The sequence below is a fragment of the Streptomyces sp. NBC_01451 genome, from assembly GCF_036227485.1.
Classification (GTDB): Bacteria; Actinomycetota; Actinomycetes; order Streptomycetales; family Streptomycetaceae; genus Streptomyces.
This window is the reverse complement of the sequence record NZ_CP109479.1, coordinates 4,425,930-4,451,031: the sequence shown is the minus strand read 5'-3', so window position 1 is coordinate 4,451,031 and position 25,102 is coordinate 4,425,930. Positions and strand designations below refer to the sequence as shown.

The following is a 25,102-nucleotide window of genomic DNA, read 5'->3' as shown; positions in this document are numbered from 1 at the left end:
CACTCTTTGCCGCTGGTCCAGATGCAACCCCGCCCGGCGACCGCCGACCCCGCGCCCAGCGCGGCGGACGACGTCATGGACGTGACCGGACCGCAGGTCTGGCACGACATGACCGTGGAGGTGGCGCTGTCCGTCGCTGCCGCCGCCGGGACGGGACATCTGGTCCTGCGCGACGAGGACGGTCAGTACGTGGGCCTGGTCACCCGGGCGCGGCTCGCCGCGGTCCGGGACAGCCGCGGCTACACGGACCGCATCCGGCTGAGCGACATCACCGACGCCGACGGGCCCGCCGGACACGGCGGCACCCCGGGCGTCCTCGGTCTCGCCGGCTGAACCCGCTTCACCGTGGCCGGGGCCTGTGCCGCCGTCCGCTCGTCTCCCCCTCGGCAGTCCCGAGTCCTTCCGTCTCTCCTTCTCCCTGTGAGGCATCATGCGCTGTGTCATCGCACGCTTCCCGTTCGACCTGACCAAGAGCGGTGTGCTGGAGTCGATGAAGGGCATCAAGCCCGAGCCGGTCACCGGCGAGTCCGTGATCGTCGGACGCCGCCGCTACCCCGTCAAGCAGGTCGGTCAGGTCGTCACCCGTCAGGACCCCCGCGATTTCAGCGCCGGCGAAGTGGTACGGGCCATGACCCGGCTCGGCTTCACCTGCGGCACCCTGCCCGTGGCTGAGCCGGAGGTGCGCACCGAGAGCCCGTTCGAGCGGGCCTCGGCGCTGCTCGGCACCCCGGTGTCCGTCTGACCGACCGGACCGGCGCGAGCCGGACACACAGTGAGGGCCCCACCGGCGTGGGCGGATTCGAGGGGTCGTTGCAACACGTGGTCGGTTGATCAGGCCGCGAGCAGTTTATGCAGGCGCTCGGCTGGGGTTTCCCAGTCGAGTGTTTTGCGTGGGCGGCCGTTGAGCTCGGCGGCAACGGCGTCCAGGCGTTCGCGGGTGTGGACCGCAAGGTCGGTGCCTTTGGGGAAGTACTGCCGCAGCAGGCCGTTGGTGTTCTCGTTCGAACCGCGCTGCCAGGGGCTGGCCGGGTCGCAGAAGTAGACCGGGATGTCGGTGGCCAGGGTGAAGGAGGCGTGGGCGGCCATCTCGGAGCCCTGGTCCCAGGTCAGTGACCGCACCAGGTGGGCGGGCAGGGTCTGGGCGGTTTCGACCAGGGCGTCGCGGACATGTTCGGCGGTTCGGCCGTCGGGCAGGTGCAGCAGCATCACGTAGCGGGTGGCGCGCTCGACCAGCGTGCCGATGGCGGAGGCGCCGTCCTTGCCGATGATCAGGTCGCCTTCCCAGTGGCCGGGAACGGCCCGGTCCTCGGCTTCGGCGGGGCGTTCACTGATCATGACCATGGGGGTGGAGAACCGCGGCTGGCGCTGCTGGGGTTTGCGGCGGGTGCGGCCCGAGCGGAGGGCTTTGGCCAGTTCGCGGCGGAGTTCGCCGCGTCCTTGGACGTAGAGGGCCTGGTAGACCGTCTCGTGGACCACGTGCATCTCCGGCCGCCGGGGGAACTGTGCCCGCAGAGCCTGGCAGATCTGCTCCGGGCTCCACCGTATGTCCAGGTGGTTCTGGATGAAGTCCCGCAACTGCGGGTTCTGGCCGATCTTGCCGGTTTTGGGCCGGGGCCGGCGGGAGTCGGCGCGGGCCTGGGCGGCGAAGGGCCGGTACTGGCCGTTGCCGGGGTGCCGGTTGCGGCAGATCTCCCGGCTGATGGTGGACGGGCTGCGACCCAGCTCGGCGGCGATCGTGCGGACCGTGGCCTTCTCCCGCAGCCGGTCGGCGATGTGGATCCGGTCGGCCTCACGCAGATACCGGGACGGACCGGGAGACGGCGCCACCGCTTTGACCGGTGGCGCCGCCTTGTGCCTGCCCGACGGGTTGCGGCCGTTGCGCCACCGCTTGCCCGTCCGGATATTGATCCCGACGCGTCGGCAGGCTTCCAAGCTGCTCAGGCCCTGATCCATGAGCCGGAAGTATTCCTCCCGCTCACGGACCAGCTGCCTACGCCCTTGCGCCACCGTCCGCACCTTGCGGATCTCGAACTCCATCGCACCCCTTGAGCTGGGGTGTTGCGACGACTCCTAGAACCCAAGGTGCACCGGTGGGGCCCTCACTGCGTGCTGTGCTGTGCTGTGTTGTGCTCTGTGCTGTGGCGTGGAGCGGTTGGCTGTGGGTCCCTGGCCCGGTGGCCCGGTGGCCCGGTGGCCCGGTGGCCCGGTGGCCCGGTGGCCCGGTGGCCCGGTGGATCAGTGGTCCGAGTAGCGGAAGTCGCCCACGGTCCAGGCGCTGACGTCCTCGATGGCGATGCGGTACATCCCGCCCGTCTCCGGGATCCCCACCGTGCCCTGAAGGATGCGGGCGACATGGAAGTGCAGATGCGTGGGCGGCCCGTCCCTCTTGGTAGGGGCTTCGAAGACGGCGGAGAAGTCGCCCAGTTGGGCGGAGTCCGTCAGGACCTCCGACACCCGCTCCCGCCACACGGCTTCGGGAGCCAGTCGACCGGTGATGACAGCACCACCGGTGACCACGGTCAGGGACATCTGATTGCTCCGCCCGGATTCCACAAGGGCGGCGATGTCGACGATCAGGTCGTCAGGCTTCGGCATGACACCGGATTCTATGCAACGGCACGTCCCGGCGGCTCGGGCGGTGGTGTCGCCCGTCCGGGCGGGCGCCGTCCGCGGACCGGCCCAGGGGGATTACCTCATCGTCGAGCCCACCAAAATCTATGCTTGCCGGAGTAGACATTGATTGCTCGGATGGTTATGGTTTCTCTCGTAGACGAGATCGAGCGAGACCCGGCAGACACGAACTGCCGGGTAGCAGTACACGTAGTGCGGTGCGGTGGTGGAGTTCCGAAGCCAGGGCTTTGCAGGACGGCGACGGGACTGACGACCGGACCGGGCGGCCCGCAGTGATCAGGGGCCGCCATGAGGAGGGCCGCGGTTGACGCGGTGGCAGTACCAGCAGTTCGCAGTTCCTGTTCGATAGGTTGTTGGTCCAGAGGGAAAGAACGGAGGAGTCGAGCGCCATCAGGATCGCCCGGGCGGAGGTCTGAGCCCGGGTACCGCAGGACATCGATAGGTAGGTGGTCTCCGGTCGTAAATCCGCGATCCCCGCACCCCGTCGGCGTTGCAGGACGGCAGTGCGGAAAAAGTAGGCCGGTGCAGCAGTAGGGCCCGGCAGATGGTGTTTGCAGTTCCTTCGGGGCCTTGGTGCCGTTATGGCGCCAAGGCCCCTCGACGCGTTCCACAAGAGAGGTGAGATGACAGCAGACGAGTCGCTGGGACGTCTTGACGACGACGACTACCCCGCCTACACGATGGGCCGGGCCGCCGAGATGCTCGGTACCACTCCCGGCTTCCTCCGGGCCCTCGGCGAAGCACGACTGATCACACCGTTGCGCTCCGAGGGCGGACACCGCCGCTACTCCCGCTACCAACTGCGCATCGCGGCCCGCGCGCGTGAGCTCGTCGACCGCGGCACCCCGATCGACGCCGCCTGCCGGATCATCATCCTTGAGGACCAGCTCGAAGAGGCCCAGCGCATCAACGCCGAGTACCGTCGCGCCGACAAATCGTCCAATCCGTCGGCCACGACCTGAAGTGAGCGTGCCCGCCGGGCCGGCGGGCCATCACCCACGAGCATGGCCGGAATACTGAGCGGCGTTTTCTGTGGTGAAGGCGGGTACAGACGGGTAGCGTCTGTGTGAGCTGTCGTGGTTCGGATTTCCCCTTGCCCACGCCTTTGGTGTGGGCGCTTTGCTGTGCTGTGCCGCAGGGACCAGGGCGATCACCTCCGTCTGCCTCATGTAGGGGCAGACGTTCATCGACTGGAAGGCATGACTGTGGCAACTGGAACTGTGAAGTGGTTCAACGCGGAGAAGGGCTTCGGCTTCATCGCCCAGGACGGCGGCGGTCCGGACGTCTTCGCGCACTACTCCGCGATCAACTCCTCGGGCTTCCGTGAGCTCCAGGAGGGCCAGGCCGTGACGTTCGACGTCGTCCAGGGCCAGAAGGGCCCCCAGGCGGAGAACATCAACACCGCCTGATCTCTATCGTGAACGTCCTGGGCCGCGCGGCGAACGCCGCGCGGCCCAGTCGTCTTTCCATGCCCGCGTGTGTCTGCGCGCCCTGCGAATGACCGCCCCGGGGACGCCCAGCTTGTCCGCGTCGAACCGTTGAACCGGGCCGTTGAACCGTCGAACCGGGTCGAACCGGGTTGAACCGGGCTCAGCCCGGCCAGTCGCCCGTCAGGCGCCGGATGGCGGTGGCGCCGCCGCGGTCGACGGCGGCCTTGACCCCGGCGAAGATCGCACCCTGTACGACGGCTGCCGCGAGCACCTCGCGCCAGCTGCGGAACTCGTCCGTGGCGTCAGGCGCCTTGTCCTCGTGCGCGAACCGTTTCCAGGCCTGCTTGAACACCGCCCCGGCCAGGGCACCGCCGAGGATGCCCATCGCCATGCCGACCGGCTTGTAGGCGGCCTTCGAGGCCTTCATCGGTTCCTCCGCGAGCGGCGGACCATGAGCAGCGCGACGATCACCCCGACGGCGAGCAGCGGGACACGGTTGGCGCGCGCCGCCCGCAGACCCTGGCCGGCCTTCTCCCGTACCGGCTCCGGGGTCTTGTCCCGGGCCAGTCCGGCGACGTGCACGGCCTTTTCGTGGACCTGCCCGGTAGCCGCGGCGGCCTTGGCGCGCACCGGCTCGGGGGTCCTGTCCTGCACCGCGTGGGCCGCGTGTGCCGCCTTGTCCCGAAGCTGGGCGCCGACGTGGGCGGTCTTCTCGGCGACCTGCTGCTTCACGGCTGTCGTCTTCTCCTGGGCCCGGGCCTTGACGTCGGCCTTCGCCGCGAGTGCCTCGACCGTCTCGCCGAGCTCCTCACGGGTCGCCTCGACCCGCATCCGCAGTTCCTCGGGCGACGGTGCTGCCTCGGTACCCGGTTGCGACTTGTCCTCGTTCATCGCTGTGCACTCTCCTTGATAGTGGCCACATCGGCCTTGACGCTGTCCACCGTCCGCTCGGGCGCCGGCGGGGATGCCTTGCTGAACTGCTTCCTGCCGAGCGCCGCCAGTACCGCGGTGACCACGGCCAGGACGCCGGTGACGATCAGTGCCGCCACCCATACGTCCACGGCGAGCGACAGCACGGCGATCACGGTGGCCACCAGCGCCTGAAGCGTGAGGACACCCAGCACGCCGGCGCCACCGAACAGGCCGCCGCCCCTGCCGTACCGCCTGCCCTTCTCGGTCATCTCCGCCTGGGCCAGCCGCATCTCGTCGCGGACCAGCTGTGACAGCTGCTGCGAGGCACGCTGGACCAGGTCGCCCACCGGTTCGTGCGCTCCGCTGTCGGTTTGGTGGGAGCCCTGCGCTGTCATGGGTGCTCACCCGTCCTTCGTCGGCATTCGTCGGCGTGCGCGGCAGGTCCGGCCGGTGTTCGTTCACGCCCGTACGACCCTGCCCTGCGCGTTCGTCGGATCGGTCGGCTGTGCGGGTACCCCCGCATCGCCGCGTCACCCCGACGGATCACGCGCCGTCGTGCCGGCTCAGGACTCGAAGCGGCGGCGGTCCTCCGCGTCCCACTTCCGGGTGTCCCGCGGCTGTACGTAGGGCTCCTCGTCGGCCGGGTGACCGCCCGCGACGGCACGCTGGCGGGCCAGTTCCGCGTCGCACTCCAGGCCGAGCAGGATCGCCAGATTCGTGATCCACAGCCACACCAGGAAGACGATCACTCCGGCGAAGGTGCCGTACGTCCTGTTGTACGAGGCGAAGTTCGCCAGGTACACCGCGAACCCGGCGGAGGCGGCCATCCAGATCAGCAGCGCCAGGAAACTGCCCGGGGTGATCCAGCGGAAGCCGCGGATCTTCGCGTTCGGGGTCGCCCAGTACAGGATCGCGATCATGATCGTGACCAGGACGACCAGCACCGGCCACTTCGCGACCGACCACACCGTGAGTGCCGTGTCGCCGATGCCCAGTGCGCCGCCGGCCTTCTCGGCGAGGCCACCGGTGAACACGACGATCATCGCGCTGACCACGGAAAGGACCATCAGGACCACCGTCAGTCCGACGCGGACGGGCAGCACCTTCCACACCGGGCGGCCCTCCGGGATGTCGTAGACCGCGTTGGCGCTCCTGATGAACGCGGCGACATAGCCGGAGGCCGACCACACGGCGAGCACCAGACCCACGATCGCCAGGACCGAGCCGATTCCGGCGGTGCCCTGCATCTGCTGGACCATGTCGCGCAGGACGTCCCGCACCGCGCCGGGGGCCAGGTCCTGGATGTTGTCCAGCACGCGCCGGGTCGTCGACCGGCCCATGATCCCGAGCAGGGAGACCAGTACGAGGAGGGCCGGGAAGAGGGCCAGGATGCCGTAGTAGGTCAGCGCGGCGGCCCGGTCGGTCAGCTCGTCCTTCCTGAACTCCTTCGCGGTGCCTTTCAGCACCGCCCACCAGGAGCTTCGGGGCAGGTCGGTGGGGGTGTCCGGGGCCCGCCGCTCCACCTGCTCGGTCGGGCCGGCCTCGGGCGCCCGCGCCCTCCCGGCCGTCCGGTCGGCAGCGCCGGGGGCGTCAGGTCGGGGGTGCCTGTCGCCTTCTCCTCCGCCTTCGCCGTTTCCGGCGTCCTTGTTGTGGTGTCCGTGCCGTCTCGGTATTCGTGGCATGCGGCCCGGGTATCCGGTCGGGCGGCACTCCAACCGTTCCCTTCCCTCGGACCGCGGCAGGCCGCGCCTGGTCGGCCGCCCACCACCCTCTCGCGGCAGCACCGTCTCATGGCAGCAGTGGCAGCAGTGGTAGCCGTCAGCCGTGGCGTACGCCCGTCAGCCGACGCTCAGTTCCGTGAGCCCGCTGTGGCCGCCGACGCCGCCCAACTCGCCCAGCGGCAGCGTGTGCTGGGTCTGGAGGACCTTGGCGCGGAGGTAGCGGACGTTGGCCGGGGTGCTGAACACGCCAGTGGGGACGCGCTCGTGGACGTCCGTGCCCAGGGCCCGGAGCTGGTTCGCCTTGTCCGGGTTGTTGGAGAGGAGGTCCACCGAGGTGATGCCCAGGGCCTGGAGCATCTGGGCCGCGGCCGTGTAGTCACGGGCGTCCTCCGGGAGGCCCAGCGCGGCGTTCGCGGCGTAGGTGTCGAGGCCCTCGTCCTGGAGGGCGTACGCGTCGAGCTTGTTGTAGAGGCCGATGCCCCGGCCCTCCTGGCGGAGGTAGAGCAGGACGCCGCCGCGCTCGGCGATGCGTTCGACGGCCTCGCGCAGCTGGGGGCCGCAGTCGCAGCGGGCCGAGCCGAAGGCGTCGCCCGTGAGGCACTCGGAGTGCAGCCGGACCAGCGGGGTGGTGCCGGGCGCCGGTTCGCCGAGGACCATCGCCACGTGCTCCTGACCGTCGACCAGGCCGTGGAAGGTGACCAGTTCGGTGTCGACGCTGTAGCCGTCGTGGAAGCGCAGCGGCACCCGGACACGGGAGCGCTGGGTGGCGGCGGGGAAGTCGGGGAAGTCGGGCATGCGGGTCTCCCGGGTGGTCCTTGATCCTCTGAATCTCAGAGCAAATCTGCTTCAGTTTTGAAGCAGATCTTCACTCGAATGGTGACCCTACCTCATGCTTCAAAGTTAAAGCAACGGATTCGTGGACCTGCGCAGCCACGGCAGGCCCTCCGGCGCCGACTCGGCCCCGTCCCCCTGGAGCGCCCGCTCGACGCTCGTGCAGATCTCCTCCAGCTGGCCCACCTGCTCCGGGGTCAGATGGTCGAAGAGGGACGCGCGGACCGTGGCGACATGGCCGGGGGCGCTGCGCTCCAGCACCGCCATGCCCTCCTCGGTGAGCGCGGCGAAGGTGCTCCGCTTGTCCCAGCGGCAGGCCTCGCGCCGTACGTGACCGTCCTTCTCCAGTCGTGCCACCGCGTACGTCAGCCGGCTGCGCGTGATCTTCAGCTTCTCGGCGAGATCGGTCATCCGCAGCCGCCGCTCGGGCGTCTCGGAGAGATAGGCCAGGATCGTGTAATAGAGGTGCGGCATCCCGGCGTCCTGCTGGAGCTGCCGGTCGAGCGCGTCCTCCAGGAGCAGTGAGGCCGCGACGTACGCGCGCCACGCGCGCTGCTCCTCGGGGGTGAGCCAGCGGGTCGTCATGCCACCAGTGTAGGTTTGTTTAAAACTTGAACCAAGTCCCCCCGGGTCGAGCCCGCCCCAGCGAGAGCAGCGAGAGCCGCAAGAGCCGGAAGAGAGTGCCCCATGTCCCTCCCCCACGTCCTGTTGTCCGCCGCCGTCTCCCTCGACGGCTACCTGGACGACACCGGCCCCGAGCGGCTGCTGCTCTCCGGCCCCGCCGACTTCGACCGGGTCGACGAGGTGCGGGCGTCCAGTGACGCGATCCTCATCGGCGCCGGCACCATCCGCGCCGACAATCCGCGGCTGCTGGTCAACTCGCCCGAGCGGCGGGCCGCGCGGCTGGCGGCCGGAAAGTCCGAGTACCCGCTCAAGGTGACCGTGAGCGGATCGGGCGGGCTGGACCCGGCCGCCAACTTCTGGCACACGGGCGGCGAGAAGCTCGTGTACACGACGGACAAGGGCGCCGAGCAGGCCCGGCGGGCGGACCTCGGGGCCGGCGTGGACATCGTCTCCCTGGGCCCGGGTGCTCTCGACTGGCGGGCCCTGCTCGAACACCTGCACGACGTGCGGGGGGTGCGGCGCCTCATGGTCGAGGGCGGCGGCACCGTCCACACGCAGCTCCTCCAGCAGGGCCTCGCCGACGAACTCCAGCTCGTCCTCGCGCCCCTCTTCGTCGGCGCCCCCGACGCCCCCCGACTCTTCGGCCCCGGCGCCTACCAGGGCGGCCGGCTCCGGCTCACGGAGACACGGCGCATCGAGGACGTCGTCCTCATGACCTACGAGCCCACCGCCCCCGGCACCGGCCCGCTCGCCTCCGCCGCCGACCGGCACTGGCTGGCGCTGGCGTGCGAACTGGCGGAGCGGTGTCCGCCGTCGGGCACGGCGTTCAGCGTGGGTGCGGTGGTCGTGGCCGCCGACGGTACGGAACTGGCGCGCGGGCACTCGCGGGAGGGCGGCGACCCGGTCGTGCACGCCGAGGAGGCGGCGCTCGCCAAGCTCGGCCCGGCCGACCCCCGGCTCCCGACGGCCACCGTCTACAGCAGCCTCGAACCCTGCGCCCGGCGCGCGTCCCGCCCCGCACCCTGCGCCCGGCTGATCCTCGACGCGGGCGTACGCCGGGTGGTGACCGCCTGGCGCGAGCCGGACACCTTCGTGGTGGCGGCGGACGGGAACGGGCTGCTCGCGCAGGAGGGCGTCGAGGTCGTCGTCGTCCCCGAGTACGAGGAGCGCGCGAAGGCGCCCAACGCCCACCTCCCGGGCTGACGGATCAAACGTGGTGATCGGCGTCCCGCGGATGGCGTATAGTTGCATTCAACGGCGCGGGGTGGAGCAGCTCGGTAGCTCGCTGGGCTCATAACCCAGAGGTCGCAGGTTCAAATCCTGTCCCCGCTACTAAAGGCCCAGGGCCGGAAACCAGGAAACTGGTTTCCGGCCCTGAGTCGTTTCCCGGACCGTTTCCCCGAACCGCTTCTTAGCCCGGTCGGTCCACCTGGCTCGCCCGCCGCACCCGCCCCCGGAAACCTGGACGGGACGGACGGGCCGTGGTGATCCGGCGGGAGACGAGACGAGTGGGACGGTCGGGACACTTCCTGGACCCGGCAGCGGGCGAGCCGGAAGAAGAGGCCGCCTCCCCGGTGCGAACCCTCGTCCGCGTCCTGCCCGCGCTCCTGATCCTCGCCGGGATCGTCTACGACTACGCCACCCCGCGCCATTTCACCGCCATCCCCTTCTTCACGGCCGCCCCGCTCATCGCCGCCCCGCTCTCCTCACTGCGCACAACGGTGGTCACCGGCGCCGTCGCCTTCCTCGCCCAGTACGTCGTCCACCTCCGCTTCGGGTTCAGCGCGGACGCCGACTCGATCACCGAGACGGTCACCGTGGCCACGGTCGCCGTCCTGGCCGTCGTCATCAACCGGGTGGTGCGCCGGGGCGACCGGCGCCTCGCCTCGGCCCGCGAGATCGCCGAGGCCGTGCAGCGCGCCGTACTGCCCGAACCCGAGGCGCGCATCGGCGGGTTCGAGATCGCCGCCCGCTACGAGGCCGCCCACGAGGGTGCCTTCATCGGCGGCGACCTGTATGCCGTGCAGGACACCGCGTACGGCGTACGGGTCGTCCTCGGGGACGTGCGGGGCAAGGGGATGGGGGCGGTGGCGGCCGTCTCCGTCGTCATCGGGGCGTTCCGGGAGGCCGCCGAACAGGAGGCGACCCTGGAGGCGGTCGCCCAGCGGCTGGAACGGGCCCTCGCCCGGGACGGCGCCAGGCGCGACGGGCCGGAGGCCGCCGAGGGTTTCACCACCGCCCTCCTCGCCGAACTCCCGCACGGCGACGGGATCGTACGCATCCTCAACCGCGGCCACCCCCCGCCCCTGCTCCTCGCCGCCGACGGCACCCTGCGCGCCCTGGACCCGTCCGCACCCGCGCTGCCGCTCGGCATGGGCGACCTGGGCAACTGGCCCGACCGCGTGGAGGAGACCCCCCTGCCGGGCGGCGCGACGCTGCTCCTGCACACCGACGGGCTGTCCGAGGCCCGCGACGAGCACGGCACCTTCTTCGACCCGGCCGCCCGGCTCACGGGCCGCGTCTTCCGCGCCCCGGCCACCCTGCTCGCCACCCTCGCGGACGAGGTGCGCCGGCACTCGGGCGGCAGGACCACGGACGACATGGCGCTGCTCGCCGTACGACGGTTCTGACCGCGGTTCTGGCAGTGGTTCTGACTGCGGTTCTCATCGGTTGTCACCGAAGGTGAGTGAGTGATCTCTCTCCGCACAGCACCTGACACACAGTCAATACTCGGGAGTCACTTACCTCATGGTCAACTCGCCCGATTTTCACCGGTGGTGACTAGAAAGTCCTCGGGAAAAGGATTAACGATCAACGGGAACAGCTTGGAATCAGGTGGCCAGGTCTATTAACGTTCGATAACGCAGCGCGGTTGTCCCAGCCGTCACAAGAGACGGCTCCGTGCGCACGTGCCGAATCCCGCAAGGGAACCGGGGAACCACCAACTTGGGGTGAATCGCTCGTCCGCCTCCGTGGCAACACGGCAGGTATACGCGCGTAGGAGACCTTCCTGCTCCGAACCCGTCAGCTAACCCGGTAGGCGAGAAGGAAGGAAAGGAGCACGCCCACGTGGCGTCAAACCCGGCTGCCCCAGAGGCCCCGTTCATGCCGAGTCAGCGCAGCAGCGAGACCGAGGCCGGCAAGATCCCGACCTTCGGCTTCGGCAGCCGTCGCACCGACGAGGGCCCCTGGGAGGAGTGGAATCCCAGCGCGGACACCACTCGTCCGGTTCGCGGTCGGCACCGCGTCGGCAAGCAGCGCGGCGGCGGCGGACTCGCCCGCAGCTCCACCGTTCTCGGCGTCGGCGTCATAGCCGCTGTCGGCGGGGCAGGCATGGCCACCGCGCAGACGGGCAAGCCGCCGGTCTCCATCTCCATCCCCGACCTGCCCTCCGTCGGCTCGCCCTTCACGCACGACGACTCGGACGACGAGCCCAAGGGCTCCGCCACCGCGCTCAGCAGCGTCGGCGTCACCTCCGAGGAGACCGAGCAGGGCACCAGCGACGCGGGCGAGGCCCTGCGCGCCCGCATCATCCTCCAGGCCGAGCAGCAGAAGGACCAGGCCGAGGCCAAGGTCCAGCAGGCCGCCCAGGACGCCGCCGCGAAGAAGGCAGCCGCCGAGGCCGCCAAGGTGAAGCGCGAGGCCGCCGCGAAGGCCGCCGCCGCGAAGAAGAAGCTTGCCGACGAGGCCAAGGCGAAGCTGGAGGCCGCGCGTCTGGCCGAGCTGGCCAAGCAGTACACGCTGCCGACCTCCTCGTACACGATCACCTCGACGTTCGGCCAGGCCGGCTCGCTGTGGTCCTCCGGCTACCACACCGGCCTCGACTTCGCCGCGCCCACCGGCACGCCGATCAAGGCCGTCCACAGCGGCACGATCACCGAGGCGGGCTGGAGCGGCTCGTACGGCTACCGCACGATCCTCACCCTCGACGACGGCACCGAGCTGTGGTTCGCCCACCAGTCGTCGATCAACGTCAGCGTCGGCCAGAAGGTCGCCACGGGTGACGTCATCGGCCGCGTCGGCGCCACCGGCAACGTCACCGGCGCCCACCTCCACCTCGAGGTGCACACCAGCAGCTCGGACAGCGCCGGCATCGACCCGATGGCGTGGCTGCGGAGCATGGGCCTGAACCCGTAGAAGAACTCGTACGAGACCCGCTTTCCCGGTTCCGGCGGTCCTGTCCCGATGTCAGCTGACGTCGGGTGAGGGCCGCCGGTCCGGCGTTCACACGAACTTCGTGAAGCGGCCGGAATCAGCGCCTCCGTGGCAGGCGTTGATGATGAGCATGACTGCACTCCGCAAGCTCGGATCATCGGACCTAGAGGTCTTCCCGCTCGCCCTCGGCGGCAACGTCTTCGGCTGGACCGCCGACGAGACGAGATCCTTCGAGGTGCTCGACGCGTACGCCGCGGCCGGCGGCAACTTCCTCGACACCGCCGACTCCTACTCGTCGTGGGCCGCCGGCAACAAGGGCGGCGAGTCCGAGACCATCATCGGCAACTGGCTCAGGGCGCGCGGCAACCGCGAGGACATCGTCGTCGCCACGAAGGTCAGCCAGCACCCCGACCACCCCGGTCTGTCGGGCACCAACATCAAGGCCGCCGCCGACGCCTCCCTGAGCCGCCTCGGCACCGACCACATCGACCTCTACTTCACGCACTTCGACCAGCCCGAGGTGCCCGTCGAGGAGATCATCGGCGCCCTCGACGAACTGGTGACCGCGGGCAAGGTGCGGTACATCGCCGCCTCCAACATCTCGCCCGAGCGGCTCCAGGACTCCCTCGACTTCTCCGACCGCGAGGGCCTCGCCAAGTACGTGGCCATCCAGCCCCACTACAACCTGGTCTCCCGCGACACCTACGAGGGCCCGCGCCGCGACATCGCCTCCCGTACGGGCCTCGCCGCCGTCCCGTACTACGCGCTGGCCTCCGGCTTCCTCACGGGCAAGTACCGCGCCGGTACGGCGGTCGACAGCCCGCGTGCGCAGGGCGCCGCCCGGCACCTGGAGTCGGAGCGGGGCCAGAAGGTCCTGGCCGCGCTGGACGCCGTCGCGACGGCACGGGGAGCGGAGGTCGCCACGGTCGCCCTGGCCTGGCTCGCCGGCCGGCCGACGGTCGCCGCCCCGATCGCGTCCGCCCGCACGGTGGACCAGCTCCCGCCGTTGCTCGCGGTCGCGGAACTGGAACTGACGGAGGAGGAGACCGCGACCCTCACCGCTGCCTCGGCCTGAGCGACGCCTGACGGCCGCCGGCTAGGAACGGTACGGGTTGTAGGCCGGGTACGGGTCGTGGACGGGGCGGTTGTGGCCGTGGCCGTGCCCCGGGCCGGGGATTGGGCTGTGGCCGTTTCCGTGGCTGTGGCCGTGGACAGGGCTGTAGGCGGGGTACGGCGTCGTCGGTCCGTACCCCTGCGTGCCGTACGGCGGCCAGGTGACCGGTGGTACCGGGGCCGGGGCCGGTGCGATGGCGCGTGCCGCGTGGTCCAGGGCCGGGCGGGCCACCGCCCTGCGCTGCCACAGCTCGCCCAGCAGCTCCCGCTCCCGGACGACGAAGTCGGCGCCCGCGCGGCCCAGGCGCCCCCGGTGGCGCAGGAACGCGAGTGAGGTGGCGTACGCCTCGTACTGCGCCACCTCACGCGCCGCCGGCCTGCCCAGGTGGCGGCGGGCGTGCTCGCGGGCCAGGCGGCGGGCGCGCATCGAGCCGAGGGCGTAGGGCTCGGCCGGGGACAGCCAGCCGGCCATCGCGTACGCCGGCAACTCGGCGCGCACGGTACGCAGCTCGCGCTGCCGGGTCCAGATGACCAGCCAGGTCAGCAGGCCGAACGCGGGCACCATGAACGCGGCGTACACCGCGAAGAAGCCGTAGTCCCCGAAGGTCGACGAGCCGTTCCAGAAGGCGTGCATGCTCATCGCGAGCAACAGCCCGGACAGCGGCAGCAGCACCCGGCGGACGTGCTGGCGCTCGCCCGACAGCGCTGAGATGCCGAACCCGATGCCGGTGAGGACCGTGAACAGGGGGTGCGCGAACGGCGACATGACGATCCGCACGAAGAAGGTCGCCGCGGTGACCGAGGCGATACCGCTGTCCCCGCTGAGCTGGTCGGTGCCGAAGGCGGTGCCGAGATAGAGGATGTTCTCGGTGAAGGCGAAGCCGGTGGCCGTGACCCCGGCGATGACGACCCCGTCGACGATCCCGGTGAAGTCACGCCGCCGGAACAGGTAGATGAGCAGTACGGCGGCGGCCTTGGCGGACTCCTCGACGATCGGCGCTATGACGGTCGCGCCGAGGGTGTCCGCGCCGGACGGGTCGGCGGTGGCCGTCGCTATCCATCTGGTCGCGAAGCTGTTGGCGACGATCGCTATCAGGGCCGCCGCGCAGGCGCCCCAGGCGAAGGCGAAGAGCAGGTTCCGCCAGGGCCCCGGCTCGACCCGGTCCAGCCAGCGGAACGCGGCGACGAGCAACGGCACGGGAAACACGGCGAGTCCGAGCCCGACCAGGAACCCCTCGGTGCCGGTCTGTTCGCGGACCAGGGCGAGGATGACGAGCCCGGAGAGCGCGAGCAGGCTGGTGAGGGCGCCGTAACGCACCCATGACCGCTGCCACCAGTGAGCGTGCCGCAGCGCCCCGCCGACGGGACCGTCGGCGGGACCACTGGGGTGCGTCGGGTAAGGGGGAAAGGTGGCCACGGCATTGACCCTAACGAGGGAGGGCGCGGCCCGCGACGATGCGGGAGGGTATGTGGGGCTCCTGGAGGGTTCCGGGAGTGGTCCGGGAGCCTTCCGGGAGTGGTCGGGCGTGCTCTACGAGTGCTGTACGCGGCGGAACAGCAGGTCGTTCACGACATGACCCTTCTCCAGTCCCTGGCCCTCGAAACGAGTCAGCGGCCGGAACCCGGGACGGGGCGCGAAACCGCCCCCGGGCCGGGTGTTCTCGAACTCCGGGTGCGCGCTCAGCACATCGAGCATCTGCTCGGCGTACGGCTCCCAGTCGGTCGCGCAGTGCACGACTCCGCCGGGGCGCAGCCGGCCGGCGACCAGGTCGAGGAACTCGGGCTGGATCAGCCGCCGCTTGTGGTGCCGCTTCTTGGGCCAGGGGTCGGGGAAGTAGACGCGCAGGCCGTCGAGGGAGCCGGGGGCGAGCATCTCGCGGAGCAGGATGATGGCGTCACCGTTGGCGACGCGGATGTTGGTCAGTCCGTGCTGGTCGGCGAGGTTGAGCAGGTTGCCCTGGCCCGGGGTGTGCACGTCGACGGCGAGGATGTTGGTACGGGGATCGTCGGCAGCCATCCTCGCGGTCGCCTCGCCCATCCCGAACCCGATCTCCAGCACGACGGGCAGGTCGTCCCCGAACAGCTCGCCGAGGTGGAGAGCGCGGCCGTCGATGTCGAGGCCCCACTTGGGCCACAGCCGCCGCAGCGCGTCTTCCTGCCCGGCGGTGACCCGGCTGCGCCGGGGCTGAAAGCTTCTGATCCGCCGCTCGAAGTGCGACCCGGCGGGATCGGCCTGCGGCCCCCCGGGAAACCGGGGCGCACCCTTGGGCCGCATGGCGGCGGGTGCCGGCTCGGGAGACGGGGCGGCGCCGGGGGCGGCGGAGTCGGGGGAGGCGGAGCCAGTGGAGTCAGACACAATGCCGCCGATTTTAGTCCAGCACGCGCAGCGCCCGCCGGGCCACCTCCCGCCCGATCGGCAGCGAGGCGGTCGCCGCCGGCGACGGCGCGTTCAGGACGTGCACCGCTCTCGCGCCCTCGCGGATGAGGAAGTCGTCGACCAGCGTCCCGTCCCGCAGCACCGCCTGCGCCCGCACCCCCGCCGCGGCAGGCACCAGGTCCCCCTCCGACACCACCGGCAGCAGTCTGCGCACCGCCCGCGTGAACGCCTTCTTGGACACCGACCGGCGCAGCTCCCCACCCCCGTACCGCCAGTGCCGCGCCGCTATCCGCCACGACCCCGGCCACGCCATCGTCGCCCCCAGCTCCCGCACCCGCACGGTCCCCCACCCGTATCCCTCCCGGGCCAGCGCCGGCACGGCATTGGGTCCGATGTGGACGCTCCCGTCGATCCCCCGGGTGAGATGCACCCCGAGGAACGGGAACGCCGGATCGGGCACCGGATACACCAGCCCCCGCACCAGCTCGGGCCGCGACAGGGTGAAGTACTCGCCCCGGAACGGCACGATCCGCATCCCGGGATCGTCGCCGGTCAGCCGGGCCACCTCGTCGCAGTACAGTCCGGCGCAGTTGACCAGCACCCGGCCCCGCACGACCTCGTCGCCCCCAGGACCCGTCGTCCGGACGGCCACCCCGAGCTCCGGGCGCCGGTCGACCTGGACGACCTCGGCGCCGTAGCGGATCTCCGCCCCGGAGGACTCGGCCAGCTGCCGGGCGACCGCCACGTAGTCGCAGACGCCGGTCGTCCCCACGTGTATGCCGGCGAGGCCGCGCACCTCCGGTTCGTACTCGCCGATCTGGGAGGGGCCCAGTTCCCGCACCGGAATGCCGTTCTCCCGGCCGCGCTGGACGAGCGCGTGCAGCCGGGGCAGCTCCTCCCGCTCCGTGGCGACGATCAGCTTGCCGGTGACGGCGTGCGCGATGCCGTACTCCGCGCAGAACTTGACCATCTCGGCGGCGCCCCGCACCGCGTACTCGGCCTTGAGCGAGCCCGGCCGGTAGTAGATCCCGCTGTGGATGACGCCGCTGTTGCGGCCCGTCTGGTGCCGGGCGGGGCCCGGCTCCTTCTCCAGCACCGTCACCCGGGTGCCCGGAGCGGCGCGCGTGATGGCATACGCCGTCGACAGACCGACGATCCCCCCACCGATCACCAGCACGTCACAGTCGTAAGCGATCCCACGCGTCAGCTCCACCGCGCTCCACCTCCTGCTTCCGATAGTGCACTGCGCCACTGACAGTCACTTCAAACGCAGGAAGCGGGCACACGTCGCAGCGTCTGCGGACGCCGTGGAATCTACGCCGGAGTCATCAGCAGCGGCCGGGCCCGTTCCCGCAACTCCACCACTCGCGGTTCGTCGCCGTACGGCTCCAGTCGGTGCAGAAGATCCTTCACGTACTCGGTGGTGCGCGCCGAGGAGATGCGCCCCGCGACCTCCACCGCCCGTACGCCCTGTTCGCATGCCGCGTCGAGGTTGCCCGACTCCAGCTCGGCGACCGCCGAGACGACCAGCCGCAGGCCGTGCGAGCGCACGAACTCCTCCGTCGGCTTCGACAGCGCCTGCTCCGTGAAACGGCGGACCTGGCGCGGTGCCTTCAGGTCGCGGTAGCACTCGGCGGCGTCGGCGGCGAAACGGTCGTAGCCGTAGAACCCCAGCCAGGACGGGTCGTTGTCGCCGTCGCGGGCCCGCTCCAGCCAGCCCTCCGAGGAGCGCAGGGCAGCGCCAGCCGCGTGGGCGTCGCTCGCACGCGCGTGGGCCCGTGCCTCGACCAGCCGGAAGAAACTCATCGTGCGGGCCGTCGCGAGGCCCCGGTTGCGTTCCAGGGCGGCCTGGGCGAGGTCGACGCCCTCGTCGCCGAAGCCCCGGTAGGTGGCCTGCAACGACATCGAGGCCAGTACGTACCCTCCCAGCGGCACGTCCGCCGCTGCCCGCGCGAGCCGCAGCGCCTGGATGTAGTACCGCTGCGCGGCCTCCTGCTGGCCCGTGTCGAAGGCCATCCACCCGGCGAGGCGGGTGAGTTCGGCGGACGCCCCGAAGAGCGCGCGTCCGACCTCGTCCGAGTACGACCCCAGCAGCAGGGGAGCCGCCTCGACCCTTAAGCACTCGGGCACCATCGACGAACGCCAGTCGCCGCCCCCGTACTTCGAGTCCCAGCGTCTGGCGTCCTCCGCGGCCTCCCGCAGTTTCAGCACATCGCTGTGGCCGACTTTCAGCGGTGCCCCGGAACCCTCGGAGGGGTTCGCGTCGCGTGCCACCGAGCTGTCGGCCGGGGTTATCAGCCACCGTGATGCAGGCGTTGCGTATGCGCTCACTGCGAACGATCCGGCGAGCGACTGCCAGATGCCGCCGGAGCCGGCGCGGCGGCCCGCGAGGTCGAGGCGGTAGAGGTCGGTGGCCGAGCGGACGGCCTGTCCGACGTCCCTGGGGAAGGCGAGTCCCACTTCGGGCGCGGGATCCGCGTCGGCCAGGCCGATCTCGTGGAGCGGCACCGGACGGCCGAGCTTCTGGCCGATGGCGGCCGCGATGAGGTGCGGCGCGGCGCCCTGCGGCACCATGCCCTTCGACACCCAGCGCGCCACCGACGTCTTGTCGTAGCGAAGAGTCAACCCGCGTTGAGCGCCAAGGTCGTTGACGCGACGCGCGAGTCCTGCGTTGCTGATTCCCGCGAGGGCGAGAACGGCGCCGAGTTTTTCGTTCGGCCCGCGTTGCTCCCTGGACATGCGCCACCCCTCGACACAGACGGCTGCCGCGCTGGCATAACCATGCGGCATTCGTAAACCCAGCGTAGTTCGCCGCATCCCAAGCGTTAAGGGGCATTGTTCCGGATGGCGGGATTGTGGTCCGTACGGAAGTTCTGGGGATGTACGCACCGTTGCGACGTGCCCCCGACGTGTGGCCGTGCGCCTGTCCGTGCGCTCTTCTCCGGCCATGGCGGGAGCGCTTCCATGGATTCTGCGTGGGTCGGCCCGCTGTACTGGATCCAGTGGGCTGGGGGACACCGCCGCCTACATCCCCGCGGGCGGCGGACCGGTCCGGGAGGCGAACTCCGCCTCCCGGACTGTGCGTGGGCGCTGCGCTCCGCAGAGCCTGTACGGAGCGTGCGCGAGCCTGCCTCCGCTTCGCCAACTTGGCCGAAAACAGACCCTGCCTCACCGGGCCGATTACCCCTCCCACCATGGAAGTTGAGGGCGCGTGGGGCGTCTTGGGGGAGCGTAACGGGGGCGCATTCAGGTCGCAGTCGTGGCGCAGTCGCGTCGCGAACTCCCTGCTCGACGGGTTGTGAACTTTCCGCCGGGGTCCGGCGATCCCCTGATCCGAACGCCTCGGAACCTGCCCTGAACCTCGAAGTCCCTTGATCCGCGCGTGTGTTCGGGACTGGGCGGGCATGTTCCCGGGGGTGCACAGGAGTTCGCAGGGGCGCACTTCGGGGAGCACGAGCGGCTCCGCCGTCCCTCCTGGGCGCGTCCTTCATGGCAGCATGGTGCCGAGTTCGTGCGGTGCACTGGTTGTCCACAGCCTGTGGAGGCGTCGATGCGGTGGTTGGTGGGATGGAGCAGCACCGCAGCTGTGGCCGCCAAGTACGCGACAGGGCCCGGCGGTTACGCGGCCGGCGGCACCGGGTCCGGGGCCGGGGCCGGATACGCGGCGGGGGCGACCGGCTACGACGGCGAGACGGTCCACCCGGTCGGCTCCCAACTCCTCTGGGGGGACCCCGATCCGCTCTGGGCGGTCGGCGACTGGCGCCCCGACGAGGTGCGCGTCGTGCGGGCCGACGAACAGACCCGCATCGCGGTCCTGGGCACCTGCGGAGCCACCGACGAGCAGCTGCGGGTCGCGCTGTTCGCCGCCCGCGGAGGGGCGCTTCGCCATCTGACGGCCTGGCCGGGCAGCTACACGGCGATCGTCCAGGTGGGACGCCGGCTCATGGTCAGCGGCGACCTGGCGGGCGCGCGCCCGGTGTTCTACACCCCCTGGGCGGGCGGCACTGCCTACGCGACGGCGGCCCTCCCGCTCGCCGACCTCATCGAGGCCAACCTCGACTTCGGCCACCTCGCCGCCCTCCTCGCGGCCCCGGACGTACCGGCCGCGCTGCACGACTCGACCCCCTACGACGGCGTACGGCGCATTCCGCCCGGGCATGCGCTGATCCTGCGCGCCGGGGCACGGGAGATCGCCGGGTACGAACCGGTCGCCTCCCTCGCGGTCGCGGCGGCCTCCGTGGACCCCGACAGCGCGGTGGACGGCGTACGGGACGCGCTGGTCGAGGCGGTACGCGTCAGACTGGCGGCCCCCCGCCATGTGCCCGACGCCGCCATGGATCCCGGGCCCGTGCCCGGCATGGGTCCCGCTGAACGGCGTGCCGCGCGCGGAATGCCCGTACCGGGGATAGGGGCGGACCTGTCCGGCGGCCCGGCCTCGGGGACGCTCGCGCTCCTGGCGGCGGGCCTGCCGGGCATGCCGGGGACACTGCTGGGGCACGGCACGGGCGCGGGGGAGCGGCTCGTCGCGGTGACGTTCAACGACCTGGTGGTGGGCGGGCGCGAGGCGGAACTGGAGCGGGCGGGGAGCCTGGCGGCGAACCCGCGCCTGCACCACGTGGTGGTGACCGGCGACGAGGACGTCCTCCCGTACGCCGACCTGGAAGGCCCCCTGACCGACGAACCGGGCCCCTCCCTGGTGACGGCGGCCAGGCACCGCGCCCGCCTCGCCTCGGGCAGCGCGGACCACTTCACCGGATACGGCGCCCGGCAGGTGCTGGACGCCCACCCCGCCCGTCTCGCCGACCTCCTGATGGACCGCAAACGCCGCCACCTGGTCCGCCCGGTGGCCGCGCTCGCGAAGGCCGACGGCTCGGTGATGGTCCCCGCGCGCGTGTACGGCGCCGCCCGCAAGCTCTCCCGTACGCCCTACCGGGCCGGTATCGAGCACCTGTCCGACCGCCTGATGCAGCGCCGGTTCGACGAGCCCGGCGGCGCGGTGGGCGCCTCGCTGGCCGCGCTCACCTGGGCCAGACCCGGCCCGGCCGCGCGTTGGCTGACCGGTGAGGCGCTCGCTGAAGTATCGGTTCGCCTGAACTGGGCGACGGACCGCGCGGGGGCCGGCGTGGGCCCCGGCCAACGTCCTGGCGACTTCCGCGCGCGGGCGGCACTGACCCGCCAGGCGGCAGACGTACGCGTACTGGAGCAGGCCGCGGAGATCCGCTTCCAGCGCCTGCACACACCCTTCCTGGACAACCAGGTGGTACGCGCCTGCCGAGCCCTCCCGGAAGCCCTGCGCGTCCAGCCCGGGGCCCGGGCGTCCATCCTCCGTACGGTCCTGGAAGGCGCCGGCGTCGCGGACCTGCCCCCTGGCTGGGGCGCACCGTCCCACGCGTCGGCGACCGCGGCGTCGCGCACGGGCCTGCGCGTGTCGGTGGACTCCCTGATGAACCTGTTCGACACGCCGCTGCTCGCCGAGGCCGGTCTGGTGGAGGCGAGAGTGGTCCGCAAGGCCCTGAGAGGCGCCGCAGAGGGCGAACCCCTCCCCCTGGACGGACTGGCGGACCTGGTCTCCCTGGAGGTGTGGCTACGCCGCCTCCTCTCCCGCCGAGGCACCTGCTGGACCGGAACCCCGGCCCGCCAACGAGCCGTACCGTCGGGAATCACCCCCCAGAGGGGCGCACTGGGAGCGGGCGCGGGCGCGAACCGGGGATGAGGCGTCCGCTTCACGGCCGTTTCCCACCCACCCACCCGCCCACCCGTCCGTTTACTGCCTCGATCCAGCGCAGCCCCAGCCACGCCGCCCAGCCCGGGGGCCGAGACCCGGCCCGCTCCAGCCCGTGCCTTGTTTCCCACCCGTCCGCCCGCCACCCGTTCGCCGTATCCATCCAGCCCGGGCCGGGCCATTCCAGCCCGTCCGGCGTTTGCGGACGAGGCCCCTTCAGGGCCGAAGCGGGGGTCCGGGGCGCAGCCCCAGGGACGGGACGGGTAGGGGCGGCGGGGGCGAGAACAGGCCGGTGCGGTACCGACGCCGTACCGGAGCCGCGGCGACTGACGGAGGCCCACCCCCGTACGACGAGCCGCCGCACGCCCTCCTCATCCGCGCCCTGCGCGACACGGGCCGCAGCGCGGACGCGCTGACCGCGTACGAGAAGGCCCGCCGGACCTTGGCACCCCGCACCCCGCACCCCGGGCACGGGCACCCCGGTCGCAGGCACCCGGTCACCGGCACATGAACTTCGACTCCGCCCAGTCCGCGAGTGCCACCGAGTCGAACGCCGAGTGAGGTTCCACGACCAGGCGGATCGTCTTGCGCCCGGTGAGGTCGACATGAACGGGTACGGCAGCCTGGCCGCCCTGGATCAGCTCGGACCGCCACATGCGCTGCCCGTCGGCGAACACCGAGAAGCGGACCTGGCCGAGGCCCATCGTCATGTCGTCGACGCCGACCAGGGCGTCGTACGAGACGCAGTCGCGGTTGAGATCGATGGTGACCGAGGACTCCCCGTGGACGGTCACCCCGTGCTCGTACTGCTTGTCCCCGATGGACACCCCCCACCGCTGCCAGACCCAGCTGCTCTCGCCGAGCCGCATCTCGGGCTTGGTGCCGTCGCCGGTGATGCCGTACTCCAGCTCGTTCCACTGGTAGTCGGCCGGGGCGGGCGGCGGCGTCGGGGGAGGCGTCGGGGTGGGGCTCGGGGCAGGTGTCGGGGGCGGGCTGGGGGGCGGAGTGGGGGTCGGGCTCGGGGTGGGTGTCGGGGACGGCGTCGGGGTGGGGGTGGGGCTCGGGGTGGGCGTGGGTGCCAGGGCCGGGACCACGGCCGGGGGTGCCGGCTCGGGTTCCTGCTCGGGCGGCGCCGGGCTCGGGGTCGGGGCCGGTGTGGGTGCCGCGGGCTGGACCACCGGCGGCGACGGGGCCGGCTGTGCCACCGGCTTCTTCGGGACCTGGTCGCCGGCCAACGCGAACACCACGGCCGCGATCCCGACGGCGACGACTCCCGCCGCGATCCCCGCCTTCACCGGCGCGCCCAGCCCTTCCGAGACCGCCGCGCCGCCCCCGGCCCCGCCGGACGACGAGCCGCTCGCCGCTGCCGCCGCACCGCCGACGCCCACCGCACCCGCTCCGGCGCCCCCGGCGACCAGCGCGGCCACCTTGGCGTACCCGGCGGCGCCGAACCAGCCGATGACCGCGATCGGTACGACGGCGGGGATGCCGCTCGCGACCTCTTTGATCTGGCCCGCGGCGAGCCGGCACCTGGCGCACTCCTCCAGGTGCTTGCGCAGCCCCCGTTCGGCCCGGCTGCGCAGACCGCCCCGAGCGTAGGCGCCGAGCCGGTCGGCGTAGCGGGAGCACTCCTCGTCGGTGGTGAGGGTCGAACTGACGTGTGCCTGGAGGTAGGCCTGCTTGAGCCCTTCGCGGGCCCGGCTGGCGAGCACGCGCGTGCCGTTGGCGTCGAGCCCGAAGAGGGTGGCGACCTCGCTCGGCGACTCGTCCTCGACCTCGGTGTGCCACAGCACGGCCTGCCACCGCTCGGGCAGCGACCGGAACGCCTGCATGGCCATGGACTGCTCGGCCTCGTGCATCGCGCGCACGTCGGCGCCCAGGTCCAGGGTGTCGGTGTCGGCGGACCCCATGGGCATGGTGGACAACTCCGAGCCCCGCGCGGCCTGGGTCGCGAACACCGCGAAGTCGTCGACCAGTTGCTCACGTCTCGCCGACGTCGTCCAGTTCGCGGCGACCCGGCGGACGCTGGTGAGCAGATAGGCGCGTACGGCGTACTCGGGGCCGGAGCCGCCGCGCACCGCCTGGAGCATGCGGGCGAAGACCTCGGCGGTGAGGTCGTCGGCCGTGTGGCCGTCGCGGCAGCAGGTGCGCGCGTACCGGCGTACGGCGCCGGCGTGACGCCGGTACAGCTCCTCGTACGCCGTGTCGTCGCCCGAGCGCATGCGCCCGATCAGGTCGGTGTCGGAGGGCGGCAGCTCGATGGGCGGCGGCAGCACACTGTCCGCGCGCGGCGGCAGCAGGCTGCCCCCGCGCTGTGCCGGGACGCTGCCCTCCGCCGGGTCGTCGAGGTACTCGGGGTACTCCGCGTCGTCCGCCGAACCGCCCAGGTACTGAACGCCCCCGGGTCCGCCCTGGTTCGGCACCTGTGGCGAGGTGAGCCCGCCGCCGGTCTCCGGGTCACCGTCACCCGGTGACTTGTCCCGTCCCTCAACGCTCATCGCGGAAAGCCCCCGCCGCCTGCACAGCCGCCTGCACATCGAGTCCCGAACACCGGGTCAGAGTGCCATATTGGCTTTTGTTCAGGACAGCTGGAACGGACCAACCACTCGTCCGTGGGGATTTCCCGCACCGAGGTACTAGCGTTCACCCGAACGGGGAATGCTCAATCGGCTCTCCCCGCAAGGGAGTTGACCGCTCCGCCCGAAATCGTCAGGTTCGTGGTATTCGGGTTCGTCCGATCACAGGGGCCGCGATCGCAACCCCTCCAACAGGATGTCCAGCAGCCGTGAAGAGGCCGCCGCCTGCTGCGCGGCGTCCGGCAGCGAGGGCGCCGCCGTCGCGATCACCAGCAGTACGTCCGACACCGACACGTCCGGCCGCAGTGCGCCCGCCTCGCGCGCCCGCTCCACGAGCCGGCCCACCACGTCGAGCAGCGCCACCGCACCCGCGTCGTCCGCCATCGAGACCGCCGCGGCGTCGTCGGACACCAGCCGCAGTTCCCCGTGACCGATGCCCGCACCCGCCGGCTGGGTCCGCTGCTGCGGCACCCGCGCCTCATCGAGACCGAGGCCACCGGAGCCGTCGGACCCGCCCACGCCGTCGTCGTCGGCGACGCCGACCCGCAGTATCTGCGGCGGCAGCAGCCGCCCGGCGCCCGAGGCCACCGACGTCCGCAGGAAGCGCGACAGCGCCGACCACGGCTCGTCCTCCTGCCCGAGCGCCGCACGAGCCTGGTCGGTCAGCCGGGAGGTCTCCTCCTCGGCTATCCGCCGGACCAGGACGTCCTTGCTCGGGAAGCGCCGGTACACCGTGCCGACACCCACCCGCGCGCGCCGTGCCACGTCCTCCATCGGCGCGCCGTACCCCAGCTCGCCGAAGACCTCACGTGCCGCGCGCAGTACGTGTTCCAGGTTGCGCTGTGCGTCCACGCGCAGCGGCGCCGTACGCGATCCCTCACCGCGTCCGTTGCCCGCCGCCGCGCCGACCGGTCCGCCTGGTGCGATGGCGGACGCGGATGACCAACGAGAATCCTGAATGTGCATAATGTTCCCCCGGTAATGACGTCTCCCCCCGGAGACTCCCCGCC

24 protein-coding genes, 1 tRNA gene and 1 riboswitch are annotated in these 25,102 nt (G+C 71.6%); of the genes, 11 read left to right on the top strand and 14 right to left on the bottom strand.

The window, feature by feature from the left end; translation table 11 throughout:
- The first annotated feature begins 6 nt into the window (after nucleotides 1-6).
- A complete protein-coding gene (locus tag OG595_RS19410) occupies nucleotides 7-333 on the top strand; it encodes a CBS domain-containing protein (protein WP_443073080.1) in 327 nt (108 codons plus the stop codon).
- Nucleotides 334-430: 97 nt separating this feature from the next.
- Entirely contained in the window at nucleotides 431-742 is a 312-nt protein-coding gene (locus OG595_RS19405) for an SCO5918 family protein (protein ID WP_329273684.1), read from the top strand.
- 89 nt (nucleotides 743-831) lie between these two features.
- On the opposite strand, the gene OG595_RS19400 is transcribed toward OG595_RS19405, so the two are convergent.
- Nucleotides 832-2,037, bottom strand: coding sequence for an IS30 family transposase (locus OG595_RS19400; RefSeq protein ID WP_329273683.1), 1,206 nt, complete (start codon nucleotides 2,035-2,037; stop codon nucleotides 832-834).
- A 198-nt stretch (nucleotides 2,038-2,235) separates the two neighbouring features.
- A complete protein-coding gene (locus tag OG595_RS19395) occupies nucleotides 2,236-2,595 on the bottom strand; it encodes a hypothetical protein (protein WP_329273682.1) in 360 nt (119 codons plus the stop codon).
- 659 nt (nucleotides 2,596-3,254) lie between these two features.
- On the opposite strand from OG595_RS19395, the gene OG595_RS19390 reads away from it, so the two are divergent.
- Together OG595_RS19390 and OG595_RS19385 are read left to right on the top strand one after the other, a co-directional pair.
- Nucleotides 3,255-3,593, top strand: coding sequence for a helix-turn-helix domain-containing protein (locus OG595_RS19390; RefSeq protein ID WP_329273680.1), 339 nt, complete (start codon nucleotides 3,255-3,257; stop codon nucleotides 3,591-3,593).
- Between the two features lie 243 nt (nucleotides 3,594-3,836).
- The gene (locus OG595_RS19385; RefSeq protein ID WP_053746396.1) at nucleotides 3,837-4,040 is read left to right on the top strand and encodes a cold-shock protein; all 204 of its coding nucleotides are present in this window, start codon (nucleotides 3,837-3,839) and stop codon (nucleotides 4,038-4,040) included.
- Nucleotides 4,041-4,221: 181 nt separating this feature from the next.
- On the opposite strand, the gene OG595_RS19380 is transcribed toward OG595_RS19385, so the two are convergent.
- The 6 genes from OG595_RS19380 to OG595_RS19355 form a co-directional block, all read right to left on the bottom strand.
- The gene (locus tag OG595_RS19380) at nucleotides 4,222-4,488 is read right to left on the bottom strand and encodes a DUF4235 domain-containing protein (protein ID WP_329273678.1); all 267 of its coding nucleotides are present in this window, start codon (nucleotides 4,486-4,488) and stop codon (nucleotides 4,222-4,224) included.
- Nucleotides 4,485-4,952 carry a DUF3618 domain-containing protein gene (locus OG595_RS19375; protein ID WP_329273676.1) on the bottom strand — a complete coding sequence of 156 codons (468 nt, stop codon included), beginning with the start codon at nucleotides 4,950-4,952 and terminating at the stop codon, nucleotides 4,485-4,487. The genes OG595_RS19380 and OG595_RS19375 overlap by 4 nt, the downstream gene beginning before the upstream one ends.
- Nucleotides 4,949-5,368: a phage holin family protein gene (locus tag OG595_RS19370; protein ID WP_329273674.1), complete on the bottom strand. Its 420-nt coding sequence runs from the start codon at nucleotides 5,366-5,368 to the stop codon at nucleotides 4,949-4,951. The genes OG595_RS19375 and OG595_RS19370 overlap by 4 nt, the downstream gene beginning before the upstream one ends.
- Nucleotides 5,369-5,536: 168 nt before the next feature.
- A complete protein-coding gene (locus tag OG595_RS19365; protein WP_329273673.1) occupies nucleotides 5,537-6,655 on the bottom strand; it encodes a YihY/virulence factor BrkB family protein in 1,119 nt (372 codons plus the stop codon).
- Between the two features lie 156 nt (nucleotides 6,656-6,811).
- A complete protein-coding gene (locus OG595_RS19360; RefSeq protein WP_329273672.1) occupies nucleotides 6,812-7,489 on the bottom strand; it encodes a GTP cyclohydrolase II in 678 nt (225 codons plus the stop codon).
- A 105-nt stretch (nucleotides 7,490-7,594) separates the two neighbouring features.
- Nucleotides 7,595-8,110, bottom strand: a complete 516-nt coding sequence (locus tag OG595_RS19355; protein WP_329273671.1) for a MarR family winged helix-turn-helix transcriptional regulator — start codon at nucleotides 8,108-8,110, stop codon at nucleotides 7,595-7,597.
- A 102-nt stretch (nucleotides 8,111-8,212) separates the two neighbouring features.
- On the opposite strand from OG595_RS19355, the gene OG595_RS19350 reads away from it, so the two are divergent.
- The 5 genes from OG595_RS19350 to OG595_RS19330 all read left to right on the top strand — a co-directional run bounded on the left by OG595_RS19350 (nucleotide 8,213) and on the right by OG595_RS19330 (nucleotide 13,379).
- A complete protein-coding gene (locus OG595_RS19350) occupies nucleotides 8,213-9,352 on the top strand; it encodes a dihydrofolate reductase family protein (RefSeq protein WP_329273669.1) in 1,140 nt (379 codons plus the stop codon).
- A 55-nt stretch (nucleotides 9,353-9,407) separates the two neighbouring features.
- Nucleotides 9,408-9,481 (top strand) — tRNA-Met (locus tag OG595_RS19345).
- Between the two features lie 197 nt (nucleotides 9,482-9,678).
- Nucleotides 9,679-10,779: a PP2C family protein-serine/threonine phosphatase gene (locus tag OG595_RS19340; protein WP_329283028.1), complete on the top strand. Its 1,101-nt coding sequence runs from the start codon at nucleotides 9,679-9,681 to the stop codon at nucleotides 10,777-10,779.
- Nucleotides 10,780-11,049: 270 nt separating this feature from the next.
- Nucleotides 11,050-11,207, top strand: a riboswitch (cyclic di-AMP (ydaO/yuaA leader).
- An 11-nt stretch (nucleotides 11,208-11,218) separates the two neighbouring features.
- Nucleotides 11,219-12,286: a M23 family metallopeptidase gene (locus OG595_RS19335; protein ID WP_329273668.1), complete on the top strand. Its 1,068-nt coding sequence runs from the start codon at nucleotides 11,219-11,221 to the stop codon at nucleotides 12,284-12,286.
- Between the two features lie 148 nt (nucleotides 12,287-12,434).
- Nucleotides 12,435-13,379, top strand: a complete 945-nt coding sequence (locus tag OG595_RS19330) for an aldo/keto reductase (protein WP_329273667.1) — start codon at nucleotides 12,435-12,437, stop codon at nucleotides 13,377-13,379.
- A 21-nt stretch (nucleotides 13,380-13,400) separates the two neighbouring features.
- Here the strand turns inward: OG595_RS19330 and OG595_RS19325 are convergent, their stop codons facing one another.
- From OG595_RS19325 to OG595_RS19310, 4 genes are all read right to left on the bottom strand, one after another.
- Nucleotides 13,401-14,834 carry a PrsW family intramembrane metalloprotease gene (locus tag OG595_RS19325; protein WP_329273666.1) on the bottom strand — a complete coding sequence of 478 codons (1,434 nt, stop codon included), beginning with the start codon at nucleotides 14,832-14,834 and terminating at the stop codon, nucleotides 13,401-13,403.
- Nucleotides 14,835-14,948: 114 nt separating this feature from the next.
- Complete coding sequence (gene trmB / locus OG595_RS19320) at nucleotides 14,949-15,692, bottom strand: tRNA (guanosine(46)-N7)-methyltransferase TrmB (RefSeq protein ID WP_329283025.1); 744 nt, start codon at nucleotides 15,690-15,692, stop codon at nucleotides 14,949-14,951.
- 94 nt (nucleotides 15,693-15,786) lie between these two features.
- Nucleotides 15,787-17,001, bottom strand: a complete 1,215-nt coding sequence (lhgO, locus tag OG595_RS19315; protein ID WP_329283023.1) for an L-2-hydroxyglutarate oxidase — start codon at nucleotides 16,999-17,001, stop codon at nucleotides 15,787-15,789.
- A gap of 107 nt (nucleotides 17,002-17,108) precedes the next feature.
- Complete coding sequence (locus OG595_RS19310; RefSeq protein WP_329273664.1) at nucleotides 17,109-18,533, bottom strand: MFS transporter; 1,425 nt, start codon at nucleotides 18,531-18,533, stop codon at nucleotides 17,109-17,111.
- An 811-nt stretch (nucleotides 18,534-19,344) separates the two neighbouring features.
- On the opposite strand from OG595_RS19310, the gene OG595_RS19305 reads away from it, so the two are divergent.
- Nucleotides 19,345-21,507 carry an asparagine synthase-related protein gene (locus OG595_RS19305; protein ID WP_329273662.1) on the top strand — a complete coding sequence of 721 codons (2,163 nt, stop codon included), beginning with the start codon at nucleotides 19,345-19,347 and terminating at the stop codon, nucleotides 21,505-21,507.
- A 301-nt stretch (nucleotides 21,508-21,808) separates the two neighbouring features.
- Nucleotides 21,809-22,027, top strand: a complete 219-nt coding sequence (locus tag OG595_RS19300) for a BTAD domain-containing putative transcriptional regulator (protein ID WP_443073078.1) — start codon at nucleotides 21,809-21,811, stop codon at nucleotides 22,025-22,027.
- On the opposite strand, the gene OG595_RS19295 is transcribed toward OG595_RS19300, so the two are convergent.
- Nucleotides 22,014-24,014, bottom strand: coding sequence for a sigma-70 family RNA polymerase sigma factor (locus tag OG595_RS19295; RefSeq protein ID WP_329273660.1), 2,001 nt, complete (start codon nucleotides 24,012-24,014; stop codon nucleotides 22,014-22,016). The genes OG595_RS19300 and OG595_RS19295 overlap by 14 nt on opposite strands.
- Before the next feature lie 240 nt (nucleotides 24,015-24,254).
- Nucleotides 24,255-25,058, bottom strand: coding sequence for a TetR/AcrR family transcriptional regulator (locus OG595_RS19290; RefSeq protein WP_329273658.1), 804 nt, complete (start codon nucleotides 25,056-25,058; stop codon nucleotides 24,255-24,257).
- Between the last annotated feature and the right edge of the window lie 44 nt (nucleotides 25,059-25,102).

Excerpts from the sequence above, each read along its gene's own strand:
- OG595_RS19405 (WP_329273684.1), top strand. The coding sequence starts at position 431 with ATGCGCTGTGTCATCGCACGCTTCCCGTTCGACCTGACCAAGAGCGGT.
- OG595_RS19400 (WP_329273683.1), bottom strand. The coding sequence starts at position 2,037 with ATGGAGTTCGAGATCCGCAAGGTGCGGACGGTGGCGCAAGGGCGTAGG.
- OG595_RS19395 (WP_329273682.1), bottom strand. The coding sequence starts at position 2,595 with ATGCCGAAGCCTGACGACCTGATCGTCGACATCGCCGCCCTTGTGGAA.
- OG595_RS19390 (WP_329273680.1), top strand. The coding sequence starts at position 3,255 with ATGACAGCAGACGAGTCGCTGGGACGTCTTGACGACGACGACTACCCC.
- OG595_RS19380 (WP_329273678.1), bottom strand. The coding sequence starts at position 4,488 with ATGAAGGCCTCGAAGGCCGCCTACAAGCCGGTCGGCATGGCGATGGGC.
- OG595_RS19375 (WP_329273676.1), bottom strand. The coding sequence starts at position 4,952 with ATGAACGAGGACAAGTCGCAACCGGGTACCGAGGCAGCACCGTCGCCC.
- OG595_RS19370 (WP_329273674.1), bottom strand. The coding sequence starts at position 5,368 with ATGACAGCGCAGGGCTCCCACCAAACCGACAGCGGAGCGCACGAACCG.
- OG595_RS19365 (WP_329273673.1), bottom strand. The coding sequence starts at position 6,655 with ATGCCACGAATACCGAGACGGCACGGACACCACAACAAGGACGCCGGA.
- OG595_RS19360 (WP_329273672.1), bottom strand. The coding sequence starts at position 7,489 with ATGCCCGACTTCCCCGACTTCCCCGCCGCCACCCAGCGCTCCCGTGTC.
- OG595_RS19355 (WP_329273671.1), bottom strand. The coding sequence starts at position 8,110 with ATGACGACCCGCTGGCTCACCCCCGAGGAGCAGCGCGCGTGGCGCGCG.
- OG595_RS19350 (WP_329273669.1), top strand. The coding sequence starts at position 8,213 with ATGTCCCTCCCCCACGTCCTGTTGTCCGCCGCCGTCTCCCTCGACGGC.
- OG595_RS19330 (WP_329273667.1), top strand. The coding sequence starts at position 12,435 with ATGACTGCACTCCGCAAGCTCGGATCATCGGACCTAGAGGTCTTCCCG.
- trmB (WP_329283025.1), bottom strand. The coding sequence starts at position 15,692 with ATGCGGCCCAAGGGTGCGCCCCGGTTTCCCGGGGGGCCGCAGGCCGAT.
- OG595_RS19310 (WP_329273664.1), bottom strand. The coding sequence starts at position 18,533 with ATGTCCAGGGAGCAACGCGGGCCGAACGAAAAACTCGGCGCCGTTCTC.
- OG595_RS19305 (WP_329273662.1), top strand. The coding sequence starts at position 19,345 with ATGCGGTGGTTGGTGGGATGGAGCAGCACCGCAGCTGTGGCCGCCAAG.
- OG595_RS19295 (WP_329273660.1), bottom strand. The coding sequence starts at position 24,014 with ATGAGCGTTGAGGGACGGGACAAGTCACCGGGTGACGGTGACCCGGAG.
- OG595_RS19290 (WP_329273658.1), bottom strand. The coding sequence starts at position 25,058 with ATGCACATTCAGGATTCTCGTTGGTCATCCGCGTCCGCCATCGCACCA.